The following is a 26,124-nucleotide window of genomic DNA, read 5'->3' on the forward strand; positions in this document are numbered from 1 at the left end:
CTGACGCCGGGACGAGGAATGTCATCGCCGCGACCGCGTCGCGCACCAATCAAGGCTCCAGGAGCCTTCCCGAACTGATGGACTGAAACCATGTTGATCGAGCCGTCGCTGGAGACGATTTCGCCTGCCTACGAACAAGGGCGCGCGCAGGTCGTCTGGACCCGAATGGTTGCCGATTTGGAGACGCCCGTCTCCGCCATGCTCAAGCTCTCGGCCGGAAGGTCGAACACCTTCCTGCTCGAATCGGTCGAGGGCGGCGCCGTCCGCGGCCGTTACTCGATGATCGGCATCGAGCCGGACCTGCTCTTCCGCGCCTTCGGTGACCGCGCCGAAATCAACGTCACGCCGGCCGCCGATCCAGAGGCATACGCACCGCTGGAAGGCCGCTCGCTCGATGCGCTGCGCGACCTGATCGCCCGGTCGCATATCGACCTTCCGAAGACGCTGCCGCCGATGTCGGCCGGCATCTTCGGCTATCTCGGCTACGACATGGTCCGCCAGATGGAAGAGCTCGGCGCACCCAATCCCGACGCGCTCGGCGTTCCCGACGCGATCATGATGCGCCCGACGGTCATGGTGATCTTCGACGCGATCAAGGACGAGATCACCCTCGTCACCCCGATCCGGCCGGCGGCCGGCGTCACCGCCGCCCAGGCTCATGCCCGGGCGATCGAGCGGCTGACGGCGGCGGTCGACACGCTGGAAGGCCCGCTCAATCGCGGCGCCTCCCATTCGGACATCGATCTCGACGTGCCGGTCGTCTCCAACACGACGCATGAGCGCTATCTGGAGATGGTCGCCAAGGCTAAGGAGTACATTGCTGCCGGCGACATCTTCCAGGTCGTGCTGTCGCAACGCTTCGAGGCGCCGTTCAGCCTGCCGCCCTTCGCGCTCTACCGCGCGTTGCGCCGGACCAACCCGTCGCCCTTCCTGTATTTCCTCGATTTCGGCGGCTTCGCGGTCGCCGGATCGAGCCCGGAGATCCTCGTCCGCGTGCGAGATGGCGAGGTCACCATCCGCCCGATCGCGGGCACGCGCCGTCGCGGCGCCACTCCGGAGGCCGACAAGGCGCTGGCGGCGGAACTCCTCGCCGACCCGAAGGAACTTGCCGAGCACCTGATGCTGCTCGACCTCGGTCGTAACGATGTCGGCCGCGTCGCCGAGATCGGCACGGTGAAGGTCACCGACAAGTTCTTCCTCGAATATTACAGCCAGGTCATGCACATCGTCTCGAATGTGATCGGCCGGCTGTCGTCCGAATATGACATGCTGGACGCGCTCGCAGCCGGCTTCCCGGCCGGCACCGTCTCGGGAGCGCCGAAGGTCCGCGCCATGCAGATCATCGACGAGCTCGAGTGCGAGAAGCGCGGCATCTATGCCGGCTGCGTCGGCTATTTCTCCGCCGACGGCGCGATGGACACCTGCATCGTGCTCAGGACCTCGATCGTCAAGGACGGCAAGATGTACGCGCAGGCTGGCGCGGGCATCGTGGCGGACTCGGTGCCCGAGAGCGAACACCAGGAATGCGTCGCCAAGGCGAGCGCGCTCTTCCGTGCGGCTGAGGAAGCGGTAAAGTTCGCTTCTCAGGCTGGTCGCGGACAGTAGTCGAAGCGGAGGGACACGACATCATGGCCTTTCTCGTCATCGATAACTACGACAGCTTCACCTACAACCTCGTCCACTATCTGGGGGAGCTTGGCGCGAAGCTGATCATCAAGCGCAACGACAAGATCACCGTCGAGGAAGTGATCGCCCTCGATCCCGAGGGGATCGTGCTTTCACCCGGCCCCTGCACGCCAAACGAGGCCGGCATCTGCCTCGACCTGATCGAGCGGGTCGGCGACACCATTCCGATCTTCGGCGTCTGCCTCGGGCACCAGGCGATCGGCCAGGCGATGGGTGGCGATGTCATCCGCGCGCCAAGCCAGATGCACGGCAAGATCTCGACCATCACTCACACTGGCAAGAGCGTGTTCCGGGGCATCAACGGTCCGTTCAAGGCCACCCGCTACCACTCGCTGACGGTGAAGCGCGAGACCATGCCGGCGGTGCTGGAGATCACGGCAGAGTCGGAAGACGGCGTTGTCATGGGCGCCATGCACAAGACCCTGCCGATGCATGGCGTTCAGTTCCACCCGGAGAGCATCGCCTCCGAACATGGGCACCTGATGCTGAAGAACTTCCTCGACATGGCGGCCGAGTGGAATGCGAAGAACCGCACTCCCCGGTCGGTCGCGTGAGGTAGATCGCAGAATGACCGACCTCAAATCCCATATCGCCAAGATCGCCGCGGGCAAGTCGCTAGAGCGGGCCGAGGCGGAATCGGCCTTCGACGTGATCATGTCGGGGTCGGCGACGCCAGCGCAGATCGGCGGCTTCCTGATCGGACTGCGCGTACGCGGCGAGACTGTCGACGAGATCGCCGGCGCGGTCGCGACCATGCGATCCAAGATGCTGCCGGTTGACGCGCCGGCCGACGCGATCGACATCGTCGGCACGGGCGGCGACGGAGCTCATACCTACAATATCTCGACCGCCTCGGCTTTTGTCGTGGCGGGCGCGGGCGTGCCGGTCGCCAAGCATGGCAACCGGGCTGTCTCGTCGAAATCCGGCGCCGCCGACGTGCTGGCGGCGCTCGGCGTGAACGTTGACATCCAGCCGGAGAAGATCGGCCGAGCCATCCGCGAGGCCGGCATCGGCTTCATGTTCGCACCGATGCATCATTCGGCGATGAAGCATGTCGGCCCTGCCCGTGTCGAACTCGGCACGCGGACAATCTTCAACCTGCTCGGGCCGCTCTCCAATCCCGGCGGGGTCAAGCGGCAGCTGGTCGGCGTCTATTCGGCAGAATGGGTTGAACCGGTGGCGCAGGTGCTGGCGGCGCTCGGATCGGAAAGCGCCTGGGTGGTACATGGCGCCGGCGGCGTCGACGAGATCACGACGGCCGGCGCGACGAAGGTCGCCGCGCTCAAGAACGGCAAGGTGGAGACCTTCACGGTCGAGCCCGGCTCGGTCGGCCTTCCCGTCTCGCCCGTCGAGGCGATCCGCGGCGGCGACGCCGAACATAACGCGGCGGCGCTGCGCGCCCTGCTCGAAGGCGAGCCCGGCGCCTATCGCGACACGGTGCTGATGAATGCCGGCGCGGCGCTGATCGTCGCCGGCCGCGCCGCCTCGCTGGCCGATGGGGTGGCGCTCGCCGCCGCCTCGATCGACGAGGGCCGCGCCCACGAACGCCTCGATCGCCTGGTCGCGATCACCAACGGATAAGCCGATGACCGATATCCTGCAGAAGATCGAAGCGACCAAGCGCGAAGAGATCGCCGCCGCCAAGGCGGCGGTGCCGATGGCCGAGATCGTCGCCCGCGCCAAGGACCAGCCGCCGGCGCGCGGCTTCGCCGACGCCATCCGCAGAAAGCTCGCCGCCAGCGAGCCGGCGCTGATCGCCGAAATCAAGAAGGCCAGCCCCTCCAAGGGCCTGATCCGGCCGGATTTCGACCCGCCGTCGCTGGCGCGCGCCTACAAGGCAGGCGGCGCCGCCTGCCTGTCGGTCCTGACAGACATGCCTTATTTCCAGGGTTCGCCGGATTATCTTGTCGCAGCCCGCGAGGCGGTCGATCTGCCGGCGCTGCGCAAGGATTTCCTCTACGAGGACTATCAGGTCTACGAGGCGCGGGCCTGGGGCGCCGACTGCATCCTGATCATCCTCGCCGGCGTCTCGGACGATGTCGCGAAATCACTCGAGGATACGGCGCTGTCGCTCGGCATGGACGTCCTGCTCGAGGTCCATGACCAGGACGAGCTGGAACGGGCGCTGAAGCTCGCCTCGCCGCTGCTCGGCATCAACAACCGCAACCTGCGCACCTTCGAAGTATCGCTAGAGACCTCGGAACGGCTGGCGCCGCTGGTGCCGGACGACCGCATTCTTGTCGGCGAGAGCGGCATATTCACGCCGGACGACATCGCGCGCATGCGCCGGGCGCGCATCGGCACCTATCTCGTCGGCGAAAGCCTGATGCGGCAGGAGGATGTGGCGGCGGCCACCGCGCATCTTCTGGGCCGCGCATCGGCCTGATCATGACCATCTCCATCCGTCCGGCCCACCCGGACGAATGCCCGTCGCTGCGTACGGTCGAACGCGACGCCGGCCAGCGCTTTCGCGAGGTCGGCCTCGCAGCGGTCGCCGACAGCGACACCACCAGCGAAGCCTTCCTGCGCTCGCTCTTCGCGCATGGCGTCGTGCTCTGCGCGGCCGAGGGCGACGATGCGCCGGTCGGCTTCCTTCTGGCCGGGCGGCTCGACGACGCGCTGCATATCTACGAGCTCTCCGTCGCTACCGCTTATGGCGGCCAGGGCGTCGGCAGCGCGCTGCTGGCCGCTGCCGAGCACGAAGCCCGCCGGCGCGACCTGTCGCGGCTGACGCTCGCCACCTTCCGCGACGTGCCGTGGAACCGTCCCTTCTACGAGCGGCGCGGCTTCCTCGAAGTGCTGCCGGACGATTGGACGCCGGCTTTCTTTCTGTTGCATGCTGGCGAGGAACTCTCGGGTCTGCCGCTCGAAAACCGCCTGTTCATGCGCAAGGAGCTTGGCTGATGCCCCCTCGCCTCACTCATCTGGACGAGACCGGCGCCGCGCACATGGTCGATGTCTCGGCCAAGGCGATCACTGAGCGCACGGCGGTCGCCGAAGGCACAGTGACGATGCAGCCGGCGACGCTCGACCTCATCCGCTCCGGCACGGCCGCCAAGGGCGATGTCATCGCGACCGCCCGGATCGCCGGCATCATGGCGGCGAAGAAGACGCATGAGCTGATCCCGCTCTGCCATCCGATCATGCTGTCGAAGGTGAAGATCGAGATCGAGTTCGAGGACACGCTGCCAGGCCTTCGCATCCGCGCGACGACCAAGGTGGCCGAGCGCACCGGCGTCGAGATGGAGGCGCTGACCGCCGTTTCCGTCGCCTGCCTCACCATCTACGACATGGCCAAGGCCGTCGACCGTGGCATGACGATCGGCGGCATCCGCCTGATCGAAAAGACGGGCGGTCGGTCCGGCGACTGGACCGCAGAATCCGAAAGCGCCGGCTGATGGCGGGTGATCTTCTCCCGGTCGGGGACGCGATTGCCCGCGTCACGCAGGACGTCGAACCGACCTCGGCCGAGACCGTGCCCCTGGGCGCGGCGCTGAACCGTGTCCTGGCGGAGCCCCTGGCCGCAAGGCGTACGCAGCCACCGTTCGATGTCTCCGCGATGGATGGCTATGCCGTGCGCGCCGCCGACGTCGCCGCCCTGCCCGTTTTGCTGACCCAGATCGGCGCGGCGCCGGCCGGCCACGCCTTCGCCGGCACGGTCGGCCCGGACCAGACGGTGCGCATCTTCACCGGCGCGCCGGTTCCCGACGGCGCCGACGCCATCCTGCTGCAGGAAGATGCCGTCGTCGAAGCGGATGGCCGCATCCGCGCGACAGAAACAGTTCGTCCGCGTCAGCATATCCGCGCCAAAGGCCTCGATTTCGTCGAGGGCGATATCCTGCTCCCGCCTGGCGCCCGGCTCGGCATGCGCCAACTGACGCTGGCCGCCGCGCTTAACCACGGCGAAGTTCCGGTCCGCAGCCGCCCGCGCGTCGCCATCATCGCCACCGGCGACGAATTGGTGGCGCCCGGCTCTGAACTCGGCCCGCACCAGATCGTCGCTTCCAACAGCTTCGGCATCGCGGCCCTGGTCGAACTCCTGGGCGGCACGGCGATCGACCTCGGAATCGTGCCGGACGACCGTGCCAAACTCGCCGCCACCATCAATCGCGCCACGGCCAGCGGCGCCGACATTCTGGTGACGCTGGGCGGCGCCTCGGTCGGCGAGCACGACTTCGTGCGCGAGGTGCTGGTCGAACGTGGCATGAAGCTCGATTTCTGGAAGATCGCCATGCGCCCCGGCAAGCCGCTGATGTTCGGCCGGCTCGGCCCCATGCGTGTGCTGGGCCTGCCCGGCAACCCGGTCTCCAGCCTCGTCTGCGGACTGCTGTTCCTGAAGCCGCTGATCCAGAGACTGCTCGGGCTGCCGCTCGTCGACGAGAGCGAAATGGCAGAACTCGGCGGCGCCATCGCCGCCAACGACCGCCGTCAGGACTATGTCCGCGCCAGCCTTGTGGACCTGCCGGATGGACGCCACATCGCGACGCCGCTGCCGCGCCAGGACAGTTCGATGCTGTCGACCTTCGCGCAGGCCCTTTGCTTGATCATCCGCCCACCTTTCGCGCCAGAGGCGGCCAAGGGAGCGCCCTGCCGGATCCTGCGTTTGCCCTGAAATTCGGCGATTCGACAAATCGCCGATTTTTTTCGCAAAAGGTCAAGACTCTTTCTTCACACGGCCGGATTCTGCTCTAATATGTCGCCGTTCCATCCTCGGCCGAGGAACCACGCGCCGGTGCAATAGTTGCACTGGAGCGGTTAGGGCCGTGGGAGGTGTTCTATGGCCAACTCGATCATGAAGCTGCCCTTGAGCAAGCGTACGCTGCAGTTCGGCTCGAGCTTCGCCGCAGGCGCCATGATGCTGTCGCGCATGAATCGATCCGAGCTGTCCCGCTACGACGACCTCGTCACCGACCTCTGCTGCCTGCCGACATCGGCAAGCGGGTCGTCGCATCATCGCAAGGCGCCCGTGGACAAGAGGCGCACGCGCTGGACGATCTGGACGCTTGCGGCCGGCAAGTAGAAGTCGCGAACTCAGAAACACCGGAAGCCGGGCTCTTATTCGATCGGCTCGCTCTTCGCGATAGCGTCAGGCAGCGCCCATGGCGGCATGCGGCGCGGCGGGCTTGGCGTGCGCGCGAAAATCGAGGTCGACCACCAGCGGCAGATGATCCGAGGCGACACGGGCAAGCGGCGTGCGCACGACCTCGACGTTCTTGACCGCCGCCCGGCCGCGCAGCCACACATGGTCGATCCGGAGCGTCGGCAGTCGTCCCGGAAAGGTCGGCTTCGCCTTCCGCTCGCCCCAGACCTTCTGCACATCGACAAACTCCGACGCGAGCCGACGATATGGCGAAAGTCCGGGAGGCGCGTTGAAATCACCGAGAAAGACGACCGGCTCTCGGCATTCGGGATGACCGAGCCATTCCGGCCCGAGGAGCGTGGAAAGCTGCAGCATCTGCTCATGCGGCCAGACGCCGAGATGGGTATTCACCACCTGTACCTCGACTCCGCCGACCTGCACCGAGGCCCAGAGCGCCCCGCGCGGCTCGACCTTGATCCGGTCATGGAAGCCCGGCAGCACACCCATCTTCTTCATCGAATAGGGCAGCCGGGTCAGAATGGCGTCGCCATAATGCTCGTCCGGACCGATCCGGGTCGAGGGGTGGAAGCGCACCTCCATGCCGAGCATTTCGGCCAGCACCTGCGCCTGGTCGACCCGGCCGCTGCGCGGTCTCCCCACATCGATCTCCTGCAGCGCGACGATATCCGGCGCACAGTCCTGGATGACGTGGGCGATGCGCTCCGGCGACAACTTCTTGTCGATCCCGACGCAGGCATGGACGTTGTAGGAGAGGATGCGGGCGGTGCTCATGAGAACCAAGTTAGCGAAGGCCGTCGGGAACACAATTCAACTTAGTCCAAATCCGTAGACATCCCGCGAGTTCCCTCGCCCGGCCTGCGACCACCGGCTCGGCTCAGGAGCGACGGCGGTGGACCGAGGCGCCGAGAGCCGCCACCCAGGTGCGAGCGGGCTTGAAATCCGGCTCGCGCTGCCCGGCCTCGAGCTCGGCGATCAGCGTGGCCAGCTTGCCGGCCAGCACGTCCAGCGTCTCGATGTCGTACTTGTCGGTCTTGGGATCGGCTTCCATCTCGCGGCGAATGACGGTGAATGCCTGCATCCAGCTCTCGGTATCCTCGACCGAGGCGCCGGGTTGAAGGGCATTGTGCAATGCGCCCAAAAGCTCGAGAACGTCCATGTGACCCATGCCCACTGCTTGTGATGGCCCCTTATCCATCGCAAGCAGCCCGCCATCAAGGGCCGCACCGTTCTCAATCAAGTGCACATCTGCGTGCGCCCGCCATGCCGGGCGCGCCGGCATGGCGCCAGGCGATCGGTCCGGAGAGCCGGCGGCGCTATTCGGCGGCGACGTCAAGGTGGAACGCGGCATCGTCGCCGGGACGGCCAACGCTGAAATAGCGGAAGCCTTCGCGAACGACATCCTCGCGACGATAGATGTTGCGCAGGTCGACCATCAACGGCGTGCGCATAGTCGCCTTCAGCCGCTTCAGGTCGAGCGCCCGGAAGATATCCCACTCCGTCACGATGACGAGGACATCGGCATCCTGTGCAGCGTCATAGGCATCCGTGGCGTAATGGACGTCGGCAAGGACCTGGCGAGCCGGCTCGATGCCTTCGGGGTCGAACGCCGAAACCCGCGCGCCCGCATCCTGCAGCGCCTGGATGATCGAAAGCGACGGCGCTTCGCGCATGTCATCGGTATTCGGCTTGAAGGTCAGGCCGAGGACGGCGACCTTCTTGCCGCGGATCTCGCCCCCCGAGGCCTGGATCACCTTGCGCGCCATGGCACGCTTGCGCTGGTCGTTGATCGAGACGGTGGTTTCGATCAGCCGGAGCGGCGTTCCCTGGTCCTGAGCCGTCTTGACGAGGGCCAGCGTATCCTTTGGGAAGCACGAACCGCCATAGCCGGGGCCGGCATGCAGGAATTTCGAACCGATGCGGTTGTCGAGGCCGATGCCGCGCGACACCGCCTGGACGTCGGCGCCGACGCTCTCGCAGAGATCGGCCATCTCGTTGATGAAGGTGATCTTCATCGCCAGGAAGGCGTTGGCGGCGTACTTGATCAGTTCGGAGGAGCGGCGAGATGTGAACAGGATCGGCGCCTGGTTCAGGTAGAGCGGCCGATACACGCCCGCCATCACATCCTTGCCACGCTCGCCTTCGACGCCGACGACGATTCGGTCGGGCCGCTTGAAATCGGCGATCGCCGCGCCCTCGCGCAGGAACTCGGGATTGGATACCACCGCCACGTCCGCATCCGGATTGGTCTCCCGGATGATCCGCTCTACCTCGTCGCCGGTGCCGACAGGCACGGTCGACTTGGTAACGACGACGGTGAAGCCCTTGACCGCCTGGGCGATCTCGCGCGCCGCTGCATAGACATAGGAGAGATCGGCATGGCCATCGCCGCGCCGCGACGGCGTGCCGACCGCGATGAAGACGACATCCGCCTCGCCGACAGGGCCCGCCAGTTCGGTGGTGAAGGAGAGGCGGCCGGCCCGGACGTTGGAAGCGACCAGCGCTTCGAGCCCGGGCTCGAAGATCGGGATATGGTTCTGCTTCAGAGCCTCGATCTTGGCCGCGTCCTTGTCGATGCAGGTGACGTCGTGGCCGAAATCCGCGAGACATGCGCCGGAGACGAGGCCGACATAACCAGAACCGATCATCGCTATGCGCATGCTGACGCCTTCACTTTTGCCGTGATCCCGAACCTGGAACCATTGTAACGGACGAATATGGCGGCTTGATACCCTATCCCGGCGCAGCAATCGCCCGCAAACATGCAGGCGCCGGCCGACGATCGACGAAATCCGTGGACCGTTGGCCATACTCGGCCAGTGGGACTATTGACCCATCCGCCCGCGACGACTAGGTTCCGCCCCAATTCGAGGCACTGCCTCGATGAGCCCGTAGCTCAGCCGGTAGAGCACGTGACTTTTAATCATGGGGTCTCGGGTTCGAATCCCGACGGGCTCACCACTCCCCTGCTTCGTCCCATTCGACAAGACTGACCACCCAAGGCGATCCCGCCTTGCGGGGGCCGAGCGGATGGGATCCGCCCACATGTCGGCGGCCGCGCCGAAATGATCCATACGGGGCTGCCATGGTTTCGATCGCGATCTACGTCGCAGCCGGGCTGGCGGAAATCGCCGGTTGCTTCGCCTTCTGGGCGTGGCTGAAGCTCGATCGCTCCCCCTTGTGGCTCGTGCCAGGCGCCCTGTCGCTCGCCCTCTTCGCCTATCTGCTGACATGGATCGACAGCGCTGCCGCCGGCCGCGCCTATGCGGCCTATGGCGGCATCTATATCGCGCTGTCGATCCTGTGGCTCTGGATCGTCGAGGGCGCCCGGCCCGATCGCTGGGATTTCGCCGGCGCCGCCATCTGCATCGCCGGCGCGTCGGTCATCCTGTTCGCGCCGCGCGGCTGAAGCCGCTTATTGCTGCGCCTTGGGCGGCTTGCCGTTCGACTTGAACGAGCCCGTGAAGGTGCCTTCCGCCGTCTTGGCCGTGCAGGTGACGATCGCCGGCTTGCCGGAATAGGGATCGCTGAACTTGCAGAGCCCCTCGGTCGCGTGAAGGATCTTCGGCTCCTTGCCGGAGCGGATATTGACGTCGACCACCGGCAATCCGGCAATGCCCGTCTTCTTGTCGCCCGAAAGCTTGGTCGCGTCGCCGGTAAAACCGATCAGCGTCTTGCCCTGCGTGAAGATGAACATGACGGCGCCGCCCGGCATGGGCTGGCTTGCCACCTCGTTGCGGCACTGCTTCGTGGCGTCCTTGCCGGCGACGACGAGCTTGTCGCACTTGCCGGCGCTGACCATCAGCGGCGGCGCGACCGGCTTGTTCTGCGCCTGCGCCGCCGGCGGCGCCAGCATCAGTGCGGATGCGATCAGGCTCGTCTTCATCATCGTCGTCATGTCGTCTCGCTTCAGCTCGTCTCGCGTCAGGACTACCCGCTCCTTCCTGAGGCAAGAAGCAGGCGAAAGATGGATGCGACTCTCCTTACGCGGGCCCGGCTGATTTGCACAGCACCTGATGATCTGGCTGGCCTGACCCTAGAAGGCCCGGAACGTCATGATCGTGCGCGTATCGCGAATGCCGTCGAAACGCTGCACCGATTCGGTGACGAAATGGCCGGGATCGGCGTCGTCCGGCAGATAGAACTTCACCAGGAGGTCGAATTCGCCGGCGGTCGAATAGATCTCCGAGGCGATCTCCGCGTCGGCGATGGCATTCGCCACCTCATAGGCACGCCCGAGATGGCATTTGATCTGGACGAAAAGGGCTCGCATCAGGGCCTCCGGCAGGGCGTCATGTGAGGGATGGGGATATCAGGTCCGTCCCCCTCCCGGCAATCCACTCCGCTCCGGCGGCATCGGCGCCTGGCCGTCCCTCCGGCCGCGCGCGAACCTCGCCGGAAGCGCCAGGCAGGCGCAAAACCTTGCCATTCTGCCGCGGGCGGCTAGTTCAAGCGATGGATCCACGAGATCCGACGCGTTGCCGGAGTGCATGATGTCCCGCATTGCCTTCACGACGATCGTCTTCCTGCTGGCCGCCTCGCTGTTTTCGACCGCCGCCATCGCCGCGGAATCGGCTGCCGACAGCACCAAGGCGATCCGACTGTTTCCATAGTCCTCCCAGCCTCCCTCCCCATCCGACCGGTCGAAAACAGCGTCATCGGAATGCAGTCTCGGCATGCGACGGGACGGCACGCCTGAATAGGCGGTGATCCTCTTGACCAACCCTGAAGCGAAGGAAAGGATGCACCGCAACAAGCGGATGCACAGGAGACCGGGGGCCGATGGACGTCACATTTGCGATCAAGATTTTTTCGGCATTGTTTGCGATCATCAACCCGATCGCGGGTGTACCCATATTCCTCTCGCTGACAGCGGGCATGGCCCCGGGTGAGCAGCGCCGGACCGCCATCCTCGTCACGATTACCGTCGCAATCGGCAGCGTCGTTTCCGCGCTTGCCGGAACCGCGATTCTGGAATTCTTCGGTCTGACGGTGAATAATTTCCGCCTCGCCGGAGGCCTCGTCGTCCTCCTGCTGGCCCTATCCCTGCTCAACGGCGAGGACAGCCCCGCACATGCCGGATCGGCTGCGGAACAAAAGACCTACAAGACCGCAAGCAATGTCGCGTTCTATCCGATGAGCATTCCGCTCCTGCTTGGCCCGGGTTCCATCGCAACCCTGGTGGTCTATGCCCACGAGGGAAGATCGACCGGCCAGGAGATGGCGTTCTGGATTGGCCTCGCCGCTTTCCTCATCGTCCTCGCCGCAATGATGATAACGGCCCCGTTCATCGGACGCGTCGTTTCGCCGACGGTCATGAGCGTGACCAAGCGCCTCATGGGGATGATCCTCGCCGCGATCGGCGTGGAAATGATGGTTACGAGTCTGACGGCGCTGTTCCCGGGCTGGACGCACTGACGGCGCCAACAGCCGGAGCCCTTCGCCTCCCTCCGCCCGGCGGAGGGAGAGGGTCGATCGAAGCTGCGGGGGCAGGATCAAAGACCATTTAAAGAGCGCGCCCGCGACCGCGGCGAGAGGAAGCCCTCAGAGCGCGGGGATGTCGCCCCGCGCCCAGCCTTCCTTGGTCGCCAGGCGGAATTCCTCGAACCGGCCCTCGTCGATCGCGGCGCGGATGCCGGCCATCAGGCTCTGGTAATAGGCGAGGTTGTTCCAGGTCAGCAGCATCGACGCCAGCGTCTCGCCCGACTTGAAGAGGTGATGCAGGTAGGCGCGCGAATAATCGCGGCTCGCCGGACAGTCCGACGCCTCGTCGAGCGGACGATGATCTTCCGCATGGCGGGCGTTCTTGAGGTTGACCTTGCCGAAGCGGGTGAAGGCGAGGCCGTGCCGGCCGGCGCGCGTCGGCATCACGCAGTCGAACATGTCGATGCCGCGCGCCACCGATTCGAGGATATCGTCCGGCGTGCCGACGCCCATCAGGTAGCGCGGCTTCAACTCCGGCATTTCCGGCGTGGTGATCGACAGGATGTCGAGCATCACTTCCTGCGGTTCGCCGACGGCGAGGCCGCCAACCGAATAGCCCTTGAAATCCATGGCGGCGAGCGCCCTGGCGCTCTCGATCCGCAGGCGCGGATTGTCGCCGCCCTGGACGATGCCGAAGATCGCCTTGCCCGGCTGGTCGCCGAAGGCGGCCTTGGAGCGCTCGGCCCAGCGCAGCGACAGGTTCATCGCCCGCTCGATTTCCTTCTCGGTCGTCGGCAGGCCGACGCATTCGTCGAGCTGCATCTGGATGTCGCTACCGAGCAGGCCCTGGATCTCGACCGAGCGTTCGGGCGTCAGCTCATAGCGGCGGCCGTCGACATGGCTCTGGAAGGTGACGCCCTTCTCGTTCAGCTTGCGCAGCTTGGAGAGCGACATCACCTGGAAGCCGCCGGAATCGGTCAGGATCGGGTGCGGCCACTGCGCGAAGGTGTGCAGGCCGCCGAGCTTCGCCACCCGTTCCGCGCCGGGGCGCAGCATCAGGTGATAGGTGTTGCCGAGGATCACGTCGGCGCCGAGGTCGCGCACCTGACCCGGATACATCGCCTTGACGGTGCCGGCCGTGCCGACCGGCATGAAGGCTGGCGTGCGGATGGTCCCGCGCGGCATGGAGATCTCGCCGCGTCGCGCCATGCCGTCCTTGGCGAGCAGCTTGAAGGTGAATTGCTCGGTCATGGTGTCTCGTTCGGGAAAAGCAGCGACGCATCGCCGTAGGAATAGAAGCGGTAGCCGGTGGCGATCGCATGCTCATAGGCCGCCCGCATCGTCTCCAGCCCGGCAAAGGCCGAGACGAGCATGAACAGGGTCGAGCGCGGCAGGTGGAAATTGGTCATCAAGAGGTCGATCGCCCGGAAGCGGTAGCCCGGCGTGATGAAGATGCTGGTCGGGCCGCGGAACGGCCGGATGATCTTGTCTTCGCCGGCGGCGCTCTCGAGCAGTCGCAGGGACGTCGTGCCGACGGCGATGACGCGGTTGCCGCGCGCCCGCACCGCATTGAGCGCATCCGCCGTCGCGGCCGAGACCTCGCCGATCTCGGCGTGCATCTTGTGCTCTTCAGTATCGTCGGCCTTAACCGGCAGGAAGGTGCCGGCGCCGACATGCAGCGTCACGAAATGCCGCTCGACGCCCAGCGCGTCGAGACGCGCGAACAGGTTCGGCGTGAAATGCAGGCCGGCGGTCGGCGCGGCGACGGCGCCCTCCTCGCGGGCATAGATCGTCTGGTAGTCCTGCCGGTCCTCGTCGTCCTCGTGGCGCTTCGAGGCGATGTAGGGCGGCAGCGGGATATGGCCGACAGAGGCGATCGCCTCGTCGAGCGCCGGACCGCTGAGGTCGAAGGCGAGCACGACTTCGCCCGCATCGCCCTTTTCGGCGACGGTCGCGGCGAGGCCCGCAAGCAGGCAGGCGCGATCGGCGCTCTCGCCGAACTGGATACGGTCGCCGAGCTGCAGCTTCTTGGCCGGACGCACGAAAGCCCGCCAGCGGTCCGCCGCCTCGCGCATGTGCAGCGTCACGCCGATCCGCGCCGCGACGCCATCACGCACCCGCTCGCCAAAGAGCTGGGCCGGGATCACCTTGGTGTCGTTGAACACGAGCGCATCGCCCGCGCGCAGCATGTCCGGCAGCTCGCGCACGATGCGGTCCTCAAGCGGCTCACCCTGGCGGACGACGAGCAGACGCGCGGCATCGCGCGGCCGGGCAGGCCGCAGGGCGATATTCTCCTCGGGGAGCTCAAAATCGAATAGGTCGACGCGCATTCTCTCGTTCCGCTGCGTATGCGCGCCCTTCCTAACGGGCGAAGGCCCCGATCTCAACCTTCGCCGGCAAGGCTTATTGCCGCGAGGCGAACCAGCAGACGAGCGAGCCGCCGGTGACGAGCAGCGCGCCGCCCCAGAAATTCATGCCCGGCATCATGTTGAGCAGGATGCTGGACAGCATCACCGACAGCAGCGGCGTGAAGTAGGAGGCCGTCGCCATAAGGGTGAGGTTGCCGTGGGAGACGCCATGGGTCCAGGCGGAATAGGCGAGCGTCGTCAGCACGCCGAACAGGAGTGTCATGGTGAGGCCGCGCAGATCAAAATGCAGCGGCGGCTGGTTGCTGGCGAAATAATAGACCCACAGCAAAGCCGCCGTCATCAGCAGGAAAGGCGGCACGGCGCTCTTTCCGCCCGACAGGCGCCGGGTGAAGATGGTGTAGAGCGGCCAGGTGATCGCGGCGACGAGCGCCAGGAAATAGGGCAGCGGGTTGCCGGCGACGTTATCGAGCATCGAATGCAGCGAAAAGCCGGAGCCGGACGACGCCAGCAGCACGCCGGCGAGCGAGAGCATCACCCCCGGCACCAGCAGAAGATCCGCCCTCGCCTGCCCGACCATGACGGCGAGCGCGATGGTGAAGCACGGCCAGAGATAGTTGATCATGCCCACTTCGACCGTCTGGGTCCGGTCCTGGGCGAGGCCGACGGCGAGCGCCAGCGCGATCTCGTAGGTGACGAACATCGCGCCGCCGACGAGCAGGTAGAGGCGCGAATGACCGCGGAAGGCGGCGCGGCCGCCATAGAGCGTCGCGACGATGCCGCTGAAGGTGAAGATCAGGGCGGAGCCGCCGACGGCGCCGAAGGTCTCCGAGATGTTGCGATAGAGGCCGATGGTGGCGCTCCACATCAACACCGCGCTGATACCGATGAGCGTGGGCGGCTCGATCCGCGCACGAGGAAAGCCCGCCACCGAGACGCCGAGCATGATCCGTTCCTGTGAAATTCAGCTTGGCGCGAGGGATGGTCGGCCAGACGGTTGCGCCGCAATAAGGTCAGGAAGGCACGCGGCATGGCCCCCGACTACAAGAAAGCGCGCCCCGGCGATGGCCGGGACGCGCTGCATTTCAACCTGGGCGGCCGGAAAGACCAGCCGCGAACCGCGACGGCTTACGCCGCGTCGGCGGCAACCTTCATCGAGACGATCTTGTCCGGGTTCTGGACGGGCTCGCCGCGCTTGATCTTGTCGATGTTCTCCATGCCCTCGATCACCTGGCCCCAGACGGTGTACTGGCCGTCGAGGAAGCGCGCATCGCCGAAGCAGAGGAAGAACTGGCTATCGCCCGAATCCGGGTTCTGGGCGCGGGCCATCGAGGCGGTGCCGCGGACATGCGGCTCACGCGAGAACTCGGCCTTCAGCTTCTTGCCCGAACCGCCCATGCCGGTGCCGGTCGGATCGCCGGTCTGCGCCATGAAGCCGTCGATCACGCGATGGAAGACGATGCCGTCATAAAAGCCCTCGCGGGCCAGTTCCTTGATGCGCGCGACGTGGTTGGGAGCGAGGTCCGGACGCAGAGCGATGATCGCCGTGCCCTGGGTGGTCTCGAGGATGAGGGTGTTCTCCGGGTCCTTGATTTCGGCCACGGTTATCTCCTTCTGTAGGGCCGCGCCGGAAGACGGCGCAGCGAACGTGCCGACTTACTTGGCGTCGGCGGCGATCTGCATCTTGACGATCTTATCGGGGTTTGCCGGCGGCTCGCCCTTCGCGATCTTGTCCACATACTGCATGCCGTCGACGACTTCACCCCAGACGGTGTACTGGCCGTCGAGGAAGCCACCATCGGCGAACATGATGAAGAACTGCGAGTTGGCCGAATCCGGGTTCTGCGCGCGCGCCATGCCGAGCGTGCCGCGGGCGAAATGCGCCTTCGAGAACTCGGCCTTGAGGTCGGGCTCCTTCGAGCCGCCCATGCCGGTGCCGGTCGGGTCGCCGGTCTGCGCCATGAAGCCGTCGATCACGCGGTGGAAGACGATGCCGTTGTAGAAGCCCTCGCGCGTCAGCTTCTTGATCTGCGCGACATGGTTCGGCGCCAGGTCCGGGCGCAGCTTGATCACGACGCGACCATCCTTCAGGTCGAGATAGATCGTGTTCTCGGGGTCGAGCTTCTCGCTCGCGGCCTGGGCGGGCGCGGCAATGAAGAGAAACGCAGCGGCGATCGCCGCGAACAGGCCAAGGAAACGGGTCACAGAGACCTCCGGTCGGTGGACGGTACCGCCCTTTGCGGCGACGTCAGGAACTGAATTTTTGTGTCAGCTTTCGGGCAACGGCCGCCGGAACGAAGGCAGAAACGTCGCCGCCCATCTTCGCAATCTGGCGCACCAGCGTCGCCGTTATATGACGCGTCGCGGACGTTGCCGGCAGGAAAACAGTCTGGATATCGGCTGCCATGCCGTCATTCATGCCCGCGAGCTGCATCTCATAATCGAGATCGGTGCCGTCGCGAAGCCCGCGGATCATCACCGAAGCGCCGCAATCGCGCGCCGCATCAATGGTCAGCCCATCGAAGGACATCACCTCGATTCGCCCCGCCCCGCCCTCGATCTGGTCCGCCAGCTCGCGGATCAGCGCCACGCGCTCATCGAAAGAAAAGAGCGGCGTCTTGCCGGGATGGACGCCGATCGCCACCACCAGCCGATCGACCACCGCCAGCGCCGCGCGCAGCATGTCGAGATGGCCGTTGGTCGGCGGATCGAAGGAGCCCGGATACAGTCCAACACGCGCCATGTTCACGTCCCGCTCCCGGAATGACACCGGATTCTCACGCAAGGTTTACGAAGGAAAGAAAGACTTCATCAAGGAACCAACTTCACAAACCCGCATTGCTTCCCCAGATGAATAGTCAATGAACAGCCAGTTGTGATGCGGTTCATAGGCAGAAGAGCAGGTTGCGTCCACATATCGGCGCAACAGCACACGGAGGGCAAGCCATGACATCGTGGTTCCACACCGCCATTCTCGCAACTTGCGCCGCAGCCACCATTGCGGTTGGTTTCGCCAGCGCAGCCGCCTATTCCGACCGGGACGTTCCCGCAGCCAAGAAGGGCGATCGCCTTTCCGTCTCGGCCATGGACAATGCCGGAGCCCCGATGATCGCCGTCGTCGAGCGGCAGGAGGGCTACTCCGTCATCACTCGCGTTCCCCTCCCGGGCGCGAACTGAGGGTTTCCCCTCACACCCTGACGACCTCCAAAACCTAGCCTCCCCCGAAATGACGCCGGCCTGACCCCTGAGGCCGGCGTCACTCATTTGGAGAACCGGCTAGCCTTCCGTCGGCGCCTGCGGCGCGGATTCCGCTTCCGGACCGTCTTCCTCGACATCGGTGAGGCGGTCGACCGAAACGACCTTCTCCGTGTCATTGGTGTTGAAGACGATGACACCCTGCGAACCGCGGCCGACGATGCGGATCGGCTTGTCGCCGCCGACCGGCATGCGGATCATCTGGCCGCCATCGGTGACCAACATGATCTGGTCCGCATCCTCGACCGGGAACGAGGCGATCAGATCGCCGTTCCGCTCGTTGACGGCCATGGCGACGATGCCCTTACCGCCGCGACCGGTGATGCGGTACTCGAAGGACGAGGTCCGCTTGCCGTAACCGTTCTCGGAGATGGTGAGGACGAACTGCTCGGCGGCGCTCATCTCGGCGTAGCGCGCCTGCGGCAGCGTGGCGCTGCCCGGCGTCTCGTCGGCATCGTGCTCGATGACCGTCGCGTCCTCGACCTCGCCGCGCACGGCGCGGCTCATCTTCAGATAGGCCGCGCGCTCGTCGCCATTGGCGTCGAAGTGATGCAGGATCGCCATCGAGATGATGCGGTCGCCTTCGGCCAGCGAGATGCCGCGCACGCCGGTCGAGTCACGGCCCTTGAAGACGCGGACATCGGTGACGGCGAAGCGGATGCACTGGCCCTTGGCTGTCGTCAGCAAGACGTCGTCATGCTCGGAGCAGAGCTGGACGTCGACGATCGCGTCGCCCTCTTCGTCGAACTTCATGGCGATCTTGCCATTGCGGTTCACCTGGACGAAGTCGGACAGCTTGTTGCGGCGGACCGTGCCGCGCGTCGTCGCGAACATCACGTCGAGCGTCGACCAGCTGTCCTCGTCCTCCGGCAGCAGCAGGATCGAGGTGATGCGCTCGCCGTCCTGCAACGGCAGCAGGTTGTTCAGGAACTTGCCGCGAGCCTGGGGCGCCGCGAGCGGCAGGCGCCAGACCTTCATCTTGTAGGCGATGCCGCGCGAGGAGAAGAACACGACCGGTGTGTGCGTATTGGTGACGAACAGGCGGGTAACGAAATCCTCGTCCTTCGTCGCCATGCCGGCGCGACCCTTGCCGCCGCGATGCTGGGCCCGGTAGGTCACCAGCGGCACGCGCTTGATGTAGCCCTCGTGGCTGACGGTGACGACCATGTCCTCGCGCTGGATCAGGTCTTCATCTTCGAAATCGACGCCGCCGTCGAGGATCTCGGTCTTGCGCGGGGTGCCGAACTCGTCGCGAACGGCGATCAGTTCCTCGCGGACGATCGCGACGATGCGGGCGCGCGAGCGCAGGATGTCGAGGTAGTCGGCGATCTCGGCGCCCAACTTGTTCAGCTCGTCGGCGATTTCGTCGCGACCGAGGGCTGTCAGGCGCTGCAGGCGCAGGTCGAGGATGGCGCGGGCCTGCGCTTCCGACAGCTGGTAGGTGCTGTCGTCGGCGAGCCTGTGGCGCGGATCGTCGATCAGAGCGACCAGCGGCGCGATGTCGGCCGCCGGCCAGTGCCGCTCCATCAGCCGCTCGCGCGCGGTCGACGGATCGGGCGCGGTGCGGATCAGGTGGATGACCTCGTCGATATTGGCGACAGCGATGCCGAGGCCGACCAATATATGCGCGCGGTCACGCGCCTTGGCGAGCAGGAAGCGCGTGCGCCGCGCGACCACTTCCTCGCGGAAGACGACGAAGGCCTGGATCAGGTCCTTCAGATTCATCAGCTGCGGCTTGCCGCCCGTCAGCGCCACCATGTTGACGCCGAAGGACGTCTGGAGCGGCGAGTAGCGGTAGACCTGGTTTAGCACGACGTCGGCAACGGCATCGCGCTTCAGCTCGATGACGACGCGCATGCCCTGGCGATCGGACTCGTCGCGGATGTCGGAGATGCCCTCGATCCGCTTGTCGCGGACGAGTTCGGCGATCTTCTCGATCATCGTAGCCTTGTTCACCTGGTACGGGATCTCATGGATGATGAGAGCCTCGCGTTCCTTGCGGATCGTCTCGACCGTCACGCGGCCGCGCATCAGCACGGAGCCGCGGCCTTCGTGATAGGCGGCACGGATGCCGGCTCGGCCGATGATCAGGCCGGCGGTCGGGAAATCCGGACCCGGAATGATCTCCATCAACTCATCGATGCTGATTCCGGGGTTTTCGAGATAAGCGACGCAGCCGTCGATGACTTCGCTGAGATTGTGCGACGGGATGTTGGTCGCCATGCCGACGGCGATGCCGCCGGCGCCATTGACGAGCAAGTTCGGGAAGCGCGCCGGCAGGACGACCGGCTCGCGCTCCGAATTGTCGTAGTTGTCCTGGAAGTCGACCGTATCCTTGTCGATGTCCTCCAGCAGCGAGTGCGCCGGCTTGGCGAGGCGGACCTCGGTATAACGCATGGCGGCCGGGCTATCGCCATCGACCGAGCCGAAGTTGCCCTGGCCGTCGGCCAGCATGACGCGCATCGAGAAGTCCTGCGCCATGCGCACCAGCGCCATGTACACGGACTGATCGCCATGCGGGTGGTACTTACCGATCACGTCACCGACGATACGGGCCGACTTGCGATACGACTTGTTCCAGTCGTAGCCGTTCTCGTTCATCGAATAGAGGATGCGGCGGTGCACCGGCTTGAGGCCGTCACGCGCATCCGGAAGCGCGCGGCTCACGATCACGCTCATCGCGTAATCGAGATAGCTCCGCTTCATCTCATCGGTGATCGAGATCGTTTCGAAGTCGGAAGGGCGGCCATCACCCGGCTCGTCGGGGCTTGGCGGCTCGTGGGTATCGGACAAGTTATTTTCCGGAATCAGTTTCGATTGCCGACATCATAGAGGCCGCATGTGGCAGACTCAAGGAATCGCGCCGAAATGCCGGATTTCCCTGCATTTCGGCGTGGTCGGGATCGGCAATGCGCAACGCCGGCAAAAGGCGACCCGCCGGCCCCGCCAGAGTGCGCTGCGGCAGCGCCGGGCTAGAAGCGAACCGACGCGCCGATGACTGGGCCGTGCTGGGTGACGTCCCAGTCGAATCCGCCCTTGGTGTAGTCTTGGTAGAGCGCGCGATAGCCGATCCGCCACATCGTCTCGTGGCCCAGGATCTGGGTGCGATAGCCGAGATAGGCCTGCCCATTAAGGCTGATGCGCGAGCCGATGTCGAAGCCGCCGACATCGCCTTCGATCGCCAGGTTCCAGCGCGGGGTCAGGTCGATGTCGACGCGCGCACCGACGAACGGATCGACCCACTGCACGCTGTCGGAAACGTCGCGAGAGGCCACGTCCGGCACCTCCACGCTGAGGTTGCCTTCGAGCCGGGTCCAGCGCAGGCCGGCGAGCGGCGAGATGGCAAGGACGCGTGCCCCGCCGAATGCGTTGTCGCCGCCGAGCGGCGCTTCGAAGGCCCGGTAATAGGCGCCGGCGGAGACGATGGTGGTCGTCGTGCCCGCCCCAACATTCACTTCGGTCTGGCCGATGACGGGAAGCTTGGGACGGAACGTCTTCTCGCTGGTGACGTCGACATACTCGCCGTTGACGAAGACGCCGAACGCGCCGTTCGTTACCTCGACGACGCCCATCAGGCCGATGTCGAGATTCTTGAAGGTCTCGCTGAAGGGCACGTCGACATTGACCGGAATACCGCGCAGCGCGCCCTCGCCCTGCAACGACGCGGCCCAGAGATAGGGGCTGACGATCACCGACCAATCGCTCTGGCGCGCCGGCGCCGTCTCCTGCGACACGCCAAGATCCGCGGCCGAGGCAGAAGCGCCGGACGCAGCGACGATGGCGAGCAGGACGGCGGTCGCCACCGCATGGCGCAGGCGGCGGCCCGAATGCGACGAATTCAAGGTTTGATTCCCCCGGAAGTCCAAAGTCGGCGACAAGCTGGCGTCGTGGCGAGCCGGCGTCAACAACCCAAGGCCGCCGACGCCGCATCTGTCGCACGCGGCCGGCGACTGCCCCCTAGGGAACGAGCGGCGGGCCGGATGACAGCCACCGGCCTACACTGCTATGACCAGATCAGCTTGGCGGGGCGTAGAAACGTGCTCGACTACCTTCTCAACGCGCTTGTCACCCTGTTCGTCACGATCGACCCGATCGGCCTCGCGCCGATATTCGTCGGGCTGACGCGCGGCATGACATCCGGCCAGCGCCGGCAGACGGCCGTCCGCGCCACCCTCACCGCCATCGCCATTCTCTACGCCTTCGCGCTCGTCGGCGAAGGCCTGCTCAATTTCCTCGGCATCTCGCTCGCGGCCTTCCGCATCGCAGGCGGTCTGCTGCTGTTCTGGATCGGCTTCGAAATGGTGTTCGAGCGGCGCGACCAGCGCAAGCTCGCCAACGCGACCCGCGCCATTGAGGAAGAGCAGCAGCACGACCCCACCGACGTGCACCATCTCGCCGTGTTCCCGCTCGCCATTCCGCTTATGGCCGGGCCGGGCGCGATTTCGGCGACGATCCTGATCTCCGCCTCGGCGCCGAGCACCATCGGGCTGCTCGGGCTGCTGGTGATCATCGCCATGCTGATCGGATGCTGTCTGCTCGTCTTTCTGCTCGCCGGCCCGCTCGATCGCATGCTGGGCAATACGGGGCGGATCGTGCTGACCCGCCTTCTCGGCGTGCTGCTCTCGGCGCTGGCCGTGCAGTTCGTCGCGGATGGCGTCACCGCCATCGCCCGCGCAGCAATCGGCAGCTGAGGTCCCTTCCGGCCAGCGCCGGAACGATCTAGAGAGACCCGGAAATCCCGTTCCGCCGGACGCCCGCCATGCCGAAACGCAAATCCCCCGAGGGTAACGCCCTGCTCGCCGCCGGCATGACTGCCGACGCGGCCATCGCCGCGATCCTGACGACGGGCCAGGCGGAGCTGGTGACGGCGGTGCGCGCGGCGCTCGACCGGCCGCGACCGGACACGGTGCACGCGCTCCGAATGGCGCTGCAGCGGCTCGGCGCCGGGCTGGAGCTCTGCGCCGGCTTCGCGGCGGAAGCTCCGTTCGAGACGGCGCGCCGCGATGCGCGCGCCCTCTCCGACGGCCTCGGCGAAGCCCGCAACTGGGACATCTTCATCTCCGAAACCCTGGCCCGGCGGATCGAGGAACTGGCCGGTACGGCCGATATCGCGGCGCTCACCGAAGGCGCGGCCGCCGCACGCCATGAGAGCTATCGACGGACCGGCGACCTGCTCGCCGGGCCGCTGCCGCAGAAGGCGCTGCTCGGCGTCGCCTTGCTGCTGTCTCAGACGCCCTGGCGCGAAGCCGACGGCCGCATGCCGAAGCGCCTTGCCGCCCGGATCGACGGACGCGCGCGCCGCGAGATCGCCCGCGCGGACCGTCGCCTGCGCGGGAGCGGCAAGCGGCTGTCGCGCCTTTCGGACGAGGAGCGACGCGAGGTGGACCGGGCCGTGCGGCAGTTCGCCCATGCGCTCGAATGCCTGGCGCCGCTCTGGCCACGTTCGGCCCGCCTGAAACGCTATCGCGACCGGGTCCTTGGCCTACGGGCGGAACTCGACGAACTCGCCGTCATGGCCACGACGCAGCGCCTGCTCGAGCATGTCGCCGCCGACGATTTTTCGCCGGGGGTGCAGCGCGCCGCCGGCGCCATGACCGGCTGGGCGGCGCGCGACAAGATCGACCGCCTTGCCGCCCTCGACGCGCGCTGGCGCGACTTTCGAAACGCCAAGCGATTCTGGTAGTCGCGCGTCCGGTAGTCGCGCTGGCCGCGCCACACAGACGTGAAGTTCGGCCCCTCCTTCCGCATGGTAACCTCGGGTTGCCGTCATGGCGGACGGCGATTTCCGCTTCGGAGGACCGGTCATGTTCATTGCACGCTGGCAGATCGACGCTCGCTTCGGACACAAGCAGGAAGCCCTCGAACTGATGAAAGAATGGGAGCGGGAAATCGGCGCCAAGGTCGGCGTGGATCCGGGCCGCTCGTCCGTCGTCACCGGTTCGATCGGCGCGCTGGAGGCCACGATCGAGAACAATCTTACGGTCGAGAACCTGGCGGAGCTGGAACGACTGTTCGAGGCGATCTCGAAAATCCCCGCCCATGTCGAATGGGGTAAGAAGCTGGAGCCGCACGTCGTTTCCGGCACCTCGCGCTGGAGCATCCTGCGCGTCGTGCCGATGTAGGAAGCGCTCAAGCCTCGAGGAACGGCACCACCAGCCGGCGAGAGCGCAGGATGGCCTCCCGCGACGCGTTCACCCGCCCGGCGATCTGCCGTCCCACGCGCAGGATCTCGCGCGAAAGCCTCTGTCGCTGCGTTGCCGGCGGCGGCCGAACCAGAGCCGACGAATGCTCGATCAGGCTCGGATGCAGGGGCGCGCTACCGGCGCGCGCCGCCAGCAGATGCTCCTGGATGCAGAGCGCCGGCACCGCCTGGTGAATGCGCAGGCCACGGACAGCTTCGTCGCGGGGATCGAACACCACCACGTCGATCGGCCGCCTGAACCCTTCCGTCCGCTGCAGGAGACGAATGGCCGCGCGGCGCGAGATGACATAACCCGCCGATCCCCGGTGCCGCGACCGCATCCTGTGCAGCGCGAAGCCGTCGAACGCCAGCGCGCGTGGCGCGATGGTGACCGTATCCGGAAAGGCCTCCAGCTTGATCAGGTCCGCCCTGGCCGGAAACCGCCCCGGCGCCGCGAGGAAGCCGGTGACGGCAGCCGCGAGCACCACATCGTCCTCGAACACCGCAAGCCACGGATCGCCGCTCTCCACCAGGTATCGCCAGGCCGCACGGTGGCTCTCGAAACAGCCGACCTCGCCGGCTGTCAGCCGACCATGCCGCGCGGCGTTCGCCTGCGTCTCCACCGCCACCAGCCGCTCGAATGCAAGACCGATCCGCTCCGCCTCGACGCGAAAGGTCGCCAGGCGCTCGGGCGAACGATCGAGGTTGATGACGACGACGCGCATTTCGCCCCCCCCCCCCCCGATCAGCCGGTCTCGATCTCGTGCAGATGCAGCGTGTCCCCGATGGCGACGTCGCCACCGGCAATCACCTCGGCATAGATGCCGCAATCCGTGTGGTCGAGGTTGCGCAGCAGCGTGCCGGGAATGTCGAGGTCCCGCGCCGCCGTCGCGGGATTCACATTGGTCGCGGCGCAGCGCTGGGTGCGCTTGGCGAAGCGCACCCGCGCGCCGCCTAGCGTCGCTTCCCTGCCGACGAGTTCGAACTCCTGCCAGGGCTCCAACCCGTCCAGATAGAGGTTGGCGCGAAACCGCAGGGGATCGACATCCTCGCCCACCAGGTCAGCGACCGCCGCCACAGAGGAAAGGTTGATGAAGGAGATGTAGGGCTTGCCGACATCGGTGAAGGCGTGTCCCGGCGCCGAGAGCACCTTGAGTGGCCCGCGCCGTTCGTCGCCCATGAAGCCTGTCAGGAACGCCTCCGTCGCCGCCCGGCCTGCCGGGTCGGAGAGGTCGGCGGCAAATGGCGCTCCATGCCCGTCGATCGACCACACATGCGTCGCCGGATCGAAGCGGGTCTCAAGCCCCGCCAGCCGTGCATTCTTCATGAGGCAGAGGAACTTGGCCTTGGGCTGATAGCTCGGTGCGGCCGGATCGAAGCCGGATGGTCCGTTCTCGATGGCATAGATGCGGTCGGCGTCGAAGCGGCGATGCGGATGAAGCGCCGTGCCGCCAAGCGCCTCGGCGGAGAATCCCTTGACCGGATAGCGATAGAGCGAGGCGATCGACGCCATGGATGTTCCCTCGCCGTCGTCTCGCCGCGCCACCCCGGCCGGCGCCGCCCTCGGCGTTCCCGGCTATTGAGCGGCGAAACCGGCCGCTTGTCCAGCGTCCCGGCCGGCGGCCCGGGCGAGCGCCCGCCACGGCTCGATCGACCAGTGCGGACCGGCCTGGCCGGAAGGCGACGTCAGCACATGCAACCGCGTCAACCCGATCGGCGACGCCTGCTCGCCATAGGGAAGGTGAGCGGTCGGGAGGCCGAGGAACAGGCTCGCCGCACGCTTGCTGGTGAAGGCGAAATGGCGCGGCTGGAACCGCTCGATCTTGTCGCGCAGCGCCGCCGCATCGACCCTCTCGAGGTCGATCTCGGTATCCTGGCCGACATGCTCCTTGGCGACGTCGGTCAGGCCGATGCCGAAGGCCAGCACGTCCTGAAAATCGGCCGGCGAGATCCGGCGCGGCGTCAGCCCGACGGCGTGAAGCGTCGGCCAGAACTTGTTGCCCGGATTGGCGTAATAGGCGCCCACTCGCGCCGACCAGGCGCCGGCGCCGGTGCCGCAGAAGACGATATCCAGCCCGGGCGCCAGTACATCCGGCAAGATCGGCATCGATCGG

30 protein-coding genes and 1 tRNA gene are annotated in these 26,124 nt (G+C 66.2%); 15 read left to right on the forward strand and 16 right to left on the reverse strand.

From position 1 onward, the window contains the following. Window positions 1-90: 90 nt before the first annotated feature. From trpE to OSH07_RS06205, 8 genes are all read left to right on the forward strand, one after another. A complete protein-coding gene (gene trpE / locus OSH07_RS06170) occupies window positions 91-1,605 on the forward strand; it encodes an anthranilate synthase component I (RefSeq protein WP_266337739.1) in 1,515 nt (504 codons plus the stop codon). A 23-nt stretch (window positions 1,606-1,628) separates the two neighbouring features. Continuing rightward, the gene (locus OSH07_RS06175; protein WP_266337740.1) at window positions 1,629-2,240 is read left to right on the forward strand and encodes an anthranilate synthase component II; all 612 of its coding nucleotides are present in this window, start codon (window positions 1,629-1,631) and stop codon (window positions 2,238-2,240) included. A 13-nt stretch (window positions 2,241-2,253) separates the two neighbouring features. Further along, window positions 2,254-3,267, forward strand: a complete 1,014-nt coding sequence (gene trpD / locus OSH07_RS06180; protein ID WP_266337741.1) for an anthranilate phosphoribosyltransferase — start codon at window positions 2,254-2,256, stop codon at window positions 3,265-3,267. A 4-nt stretch (window positions 3,268-3,271) separates the two neighbouring features. Then, window positions 3,272-4,072, forward strand: coding sequence for an indole-3-glycerol phosphate synthase TrpC (trpC, locus tag OSH07_RS06185; protein ID WP_266337742.1), 801 nt, complete (start codon window positions 3,272-3,274; stop codon window positions 4,070-4,072). Window positions 4,073-4,074: 2 nt separating this feature from the next. Then, on the forward strand, window positions 4,075-4,590 hold the full coding sequence (locus tag OSH07_RS06190) for a GNAT family N-acetyltransferase (protein ID WP_266337743.1): 516 nt from the start codon (window positions 4,075-4,077) through the stop codon (window positions 4,588-4,590). Then, a complete protein-coding gene (gene moaC, locus OSH07_RS06195; RefSeq protein ID WP_266337744.1) occupies window positions 4,590-5,084 on the forward strand; it encodes a cyclic pyranopterin monophosphate synthase MoaC in 495 nt (164 codons plus the stop codon). The genes OSH07_RS06190 and moaC overlap by 1 nt, the downstream gene beginning before the upstream one ends. Then, on the forward strand, window positions 5,084-6,298 hold the full coding sequence (locus OSH07_RS06200; RefSeq protein ID WP_266337745.1) for a molybdopterin molybdotransferase MoeA: 1,215 nt from the start codon (window positions 5,084-5,086) through the stop codon (window positions 6,296-6,298). Before moaC ends, OSH07_RS06200 begins: the two co-directional genes overlap by 1 nt. A 165-nt stretch (window positions 6,299-6,463) precedes the next feature. Continuing rightward, on the forward strand, window positions 6,464-6,706 hold the full coding sequence (locus tag OSH07_RS06205; protein WP_266337746.1) for a hypothetical protein: 243 nt from the start codon (window positions 6,464-6,466) through the stop codon (window positions 6,704-6,706). Window positions 6,707-6,772: 66 nt separating this feature from the next. Here the strand turns inward: OSH07_RS06205 and OSH07_RS06210 are convergent, their stop codons facing one another. From OSH07_RS06210 to OSH07_RS06220, 3 genes are all read right to left on the reverse strand, one after another. After that, entirely contained in the window at window positions 6,773-7,558 is a 786-nt protein-coding gene (locus OSH07_RS06210; protein ID WP_266337747.1) for an endonuclease/exonuclease/phosphatase family protein, read from the reverse strand. 103 nt (window positions 7,559-7,661) lie between these two features. After that, complete coding sequence (locus OSH07_RS06215) at window positions 7,662-8,024, reverse strand: hypothetical protein (protein ID WP_266337748.1); 363 nt, start codon at window positions 8,022-8,024, stop codon at window positions 7,662-7,664. Window positions 8,025-8,100: 76 nt separating this feature from the next. Continuing rightward, window positions 8,101-9,444 (reverse strand): UDP-glucose dehydrogenase family protein, encoded by a 1,344-nt coding sequence (locus OSH07_RS06220; protein WP_266337749.1) that lies wholly within the window; start codon window positions 9,442-9,444, stop codon window positions 8,101-8,103. A gap of 225 nt (window positions 9,445-9,669) precedes the next feature. On the opposite strand from OSH07_RS06220, the gene OSH07_RS06225 reads away from it, so the two are divergent. Both OSH07_RS06225 and OSH07_RS06230 read left to right on the forward strand, forming a co-directional pair. After that, window positions 9,670-9,745: transfer RNA gene (locus OSH07_RS06225), tRNA-Lys, on the forward strand. A 124-nt stretch (window positions 9,746-9,869) separates the two neighbouring features. Further along, the gene (locus tag OSH07_RS06230) at window positions 9,870-10,193 is read left to right on the forward strand and encodes a YnfA family protein (RefSeq protein WP_266337750.1); all 324 of its coding nucleotides are present in this window, start codon (window positions 9,870-9,872) and stop codon (window positions 10,191-10,193) included. A 6-nt stretch (window positions 10,194-10,199) separates the two neighbouring features. On the opposite strand, the gene OSH07_RS06235 is transcribed toward OSH07_RS06230, so the two are convergent. Together OSH07_RS06235 and OSH07_RS06240 are read right to left on the reverse strand one after the other, a co-directional pair. Beyond that, on the reverse strand, window positions 10,200-10,682 hold the full coding sequence (locus tag OSH07_RS06235) for a hypothetical protein (protein WP_266337751.1): 483 nt from the start codon (window positions 10,680-10,682) through the stop codon (window positions 10,200-10,202). A gap of 138 nt (window positions 10,683-10,820) precedes the next feature. After that, window positions 10,821-11,057: an Lrp/AsnC ligand binding domain-containing protein gene (locus OSH07_RS06240; RefSeq protein WP_018184528.1), complete on the reverse strand. Its 237-nt coding sequence runs from the start codon at window positions 11,055-11,057 to the stop codon at window positions 10,821-10,823. Window positions 11,058-11,566: 509 nt separating this feature from the next. Between OSH07_RS06240 and OSH07_RS06245 the strand changes: the two genes are divergently transcribed. Next, the gene (locus tag OSH07_RS06245) at window positions 11,567-12,202 is read left to right on the forward strand and encodes a MarC family protein (RefSeq protein WP_266337752.1); all 636 of its coding nucleotides are present in this window, start codon (window positions 11,567-11,569) and stop codon (window positions 12,200-12,202) included. Window positions 12,203-12,328: 126 nt separating this feature from the next. Here the strand turns inward: OSH07_RS06245 and tgt are convergent, their stop codons facing one another. The 6 genes from tgt to coaD all read right to left on the reverse strand — a co-directional run bounded on the left by tgt (window position 12,329) and on the right by coaD (window position 17,317). After that, window positions 12,329-13,459 (reverse strand): tRNA guanosine(34) transglycosylase Tgt, encoded by a 1,131-nt coding sequence (gene tgt, locus OSH07_RS06250; protein WP_266337753.1) that lies wholly within the window; start codon window positions 13,457-13,459, stop codon window positions 12,329-12,331. After that, window positions 13,456-14,538, reverse strand: coding sequence for a tRNA preQ1(34) S-adenosylmethionine ribosyltransferase-isomerase QueA (queA, locus tag OSH07_RS06255; RefSeq protein WP_266337754.1), 1,083 nt, complete (start codon window positions 14,536-14,538; stop codon window positions 13,456-13,458). Before queA ends, tgt begins: the two co-directional genes overlap by 4 nt. 73 nt (window positions 14,539-14,611) lie before the next feature. Next, window positions 14,612-15,520, reverse strand: a complete 909-nt coding sequence (yddG, locus tag OSH07_RS06260; protein WP_266337755.1) for an aromatic amino acid DMT transporter YddG — start codon at window positions 15,518-15,520, stop codon at window positions 14,612-14,614. Between the two features lie 182 nt (window positions 15,521-15,702). Continuing rightward, window positions 15,703-16,176 (reverse strand): peptidylprolyl isomerase, encoded by a 474-nt coding sequence (locus tag OSH07_RS06265; RefSeq protein WP_420909602.1) that lies wholly within the window; start codon window positions 16,174-16,176, stop codon window positions 15,703-15,705. A gap of 54 nt (window positions 16,177-16,230) precedes the next feature. Then, window positions 16,231-16,779, reverse strand: coding sequence for a peptidylprolyl isomerase (locus OSH07_RS06270; RefSeq protein WP_478293582.1), 549 nt, complete (start codon window positions 16,777-16,779; stop codon window positions 16,231-16,233). 43 nt (window positions 16,780-16,822) lie between these two features. Beyond that, window positions 16,823-17,317, reverse strand: a complete 495-nt coding sequence (gene coaD, locus OSH07_RS06275) for a pantetheine-phosphate adenylyltransferase (RefSeq protein ID WP_266338184.1) — start codon at window positions 17,315-17,317, stop codon at window positions 16,823-16,825. Between the two features lie 203 nt (window positions 17,318-17,520). On the opposite strand from coaD, the gene OSH07_RS06280 reads away from it, so the two are divergent. Continuing rightward, on the forward strand, window positions 17,521-17,751 hold the full coding sequence (locus tag OSH07_RS06280) for a hypothetical protein (RefSeq protein ID WP_266337756.1): 231 nt from the start codon (window positions 17,521-17,523) through the stop codon (window positions 17,749-17,751). Window positions 17,752-17,850: 99 nt separating this feature from the next. On the opposite strand, the gene gyrA is transcribed toward OSH07_RS06280, so the two are convergent. Together gyrA and OSH07_RS06290 are read right to left on the reverse strand one after the other, a co-directional pair. Then, complete coding sequence (gene gyrA, locus OSH07_RS06285; RefSeq protein ID WP_277614170.1) at window positions 17,851-20,622, reverse strand: DNA gyrase subunit A; 2,772 nt, start codon at window positions 20,620-20,622, stop codon at window positions 17,851-17,853. Window positions 20,623-20,801: 179 nt separating this feature from the next. Further along, the gene (locus OSH07_RS06290; RefSeq protein ID WP_266337757.1) at window positions 20,802-21,671 is read right to left on the reverse strand and encodes a porin family protein; all 870 of its coding nucleotides are present in this window, start codon (window positions 21,669-21,671) and stop codon (window positions 20,802-20,804) included. Between the two features lie 195 nt (window positions 21,672-21,866). On the opposite strand from OSH07_RS06290, the gene OSH07_RS06295 reads away from it, so the two are divergent. From OSH07_RS06295 to OSH07_RS06305, 3 genes are all read left to right on the forward strand, one after another. Further along, the gene (locus tag OSH07_RS06295; RefSeq protein WP_266337758.1) at window positions 21,867-22,520 is read left to right on the forward strand and encodes a MarC family protein; all 654 of its coding nucleotides are present in this window, start codon (window positions 21,867-21,869) and stop codon (window positions 22,518-22,520) included. 68 nt (window positions 22,521-22,588) lie between these two features. Next, window positions 22,589-23,512, forward strand: a complete 924-nt coding sequence (locus OSH07_RS06300) for a CHAD domain-containing protein (protein ID WP_266337759.1) — start codon at window positions 22,589-22,591, stop codon at window positions 23,510-23,512. A gap of 121 nt (window positions 23,513-23,633) precedes the next feature. Next, window positions 23,634-23,951, forward strand: a complete 318-nt coding sequence (locus OSH07_RS06305; protein WP_266337760.1) for a hypothetical protein — start codon at window positions 23,634-23,636, stop codon at window positions 23,949-23,951. A 7-nt stretch (window positions 23,952-23,958) separates the two neighbouring features. On the opposite strand, the gene OSH07_RS06310 is transcribed toward OSH07_RS06305, so the two are convergent. The 3 genes from OSH07_RS06310 to OSH07_RS06320 all read right to left on the reverse strand — a co-directional run bounded on the left by OSH07_RS06310 (window position 23,959) and on the right by OSH07_RS06320 (window position 26,117). Continuing rightward, the gene (locus tag OSH07_RS06310; RefSeq protein WP_266337761.1) at window positions 23,959-24,735 is read right to left on the reverse strand and encodes a glycosyltransferase family 25 protein; all 777 of its coding nucleotides are present in this window, start codon (window positions 24,733-24,735) and stop codon (window positions 23,959-23,961) included. Window positions 24,736-24,755: 20 nt separating this feature from the next. After that, entirely contained in the window at window positions 24,756-25,523 is a 768-nt protein-coding gene (locus OSH07_RS06315; protein WP_266337762.1) for an MOSC domain-containing protein, read from the reverse strand. 63 nt (window positions 25,524-25,586) lie between these two features. Then, entirely contained in the window at window positions 25,587-26,117 is a 531-nt protein-coding gene (locus OSH07_RS06320) for a mismatch-specific DNA-glycosylase (protein ID WP_266337763.1), read from the reverse strand. Window positions 26,118-26,124: the final 7 nt, after the last annotated feature.

Source organism: Kaistia nematophila (genome assembly GCF_026343855.1).
Lineage (GTDB): Bacteria > Pseudomonadota > Alphaproteobacteria > Rhizobiales > Kaistiaceae > Kaistia > Kaistia nematophila.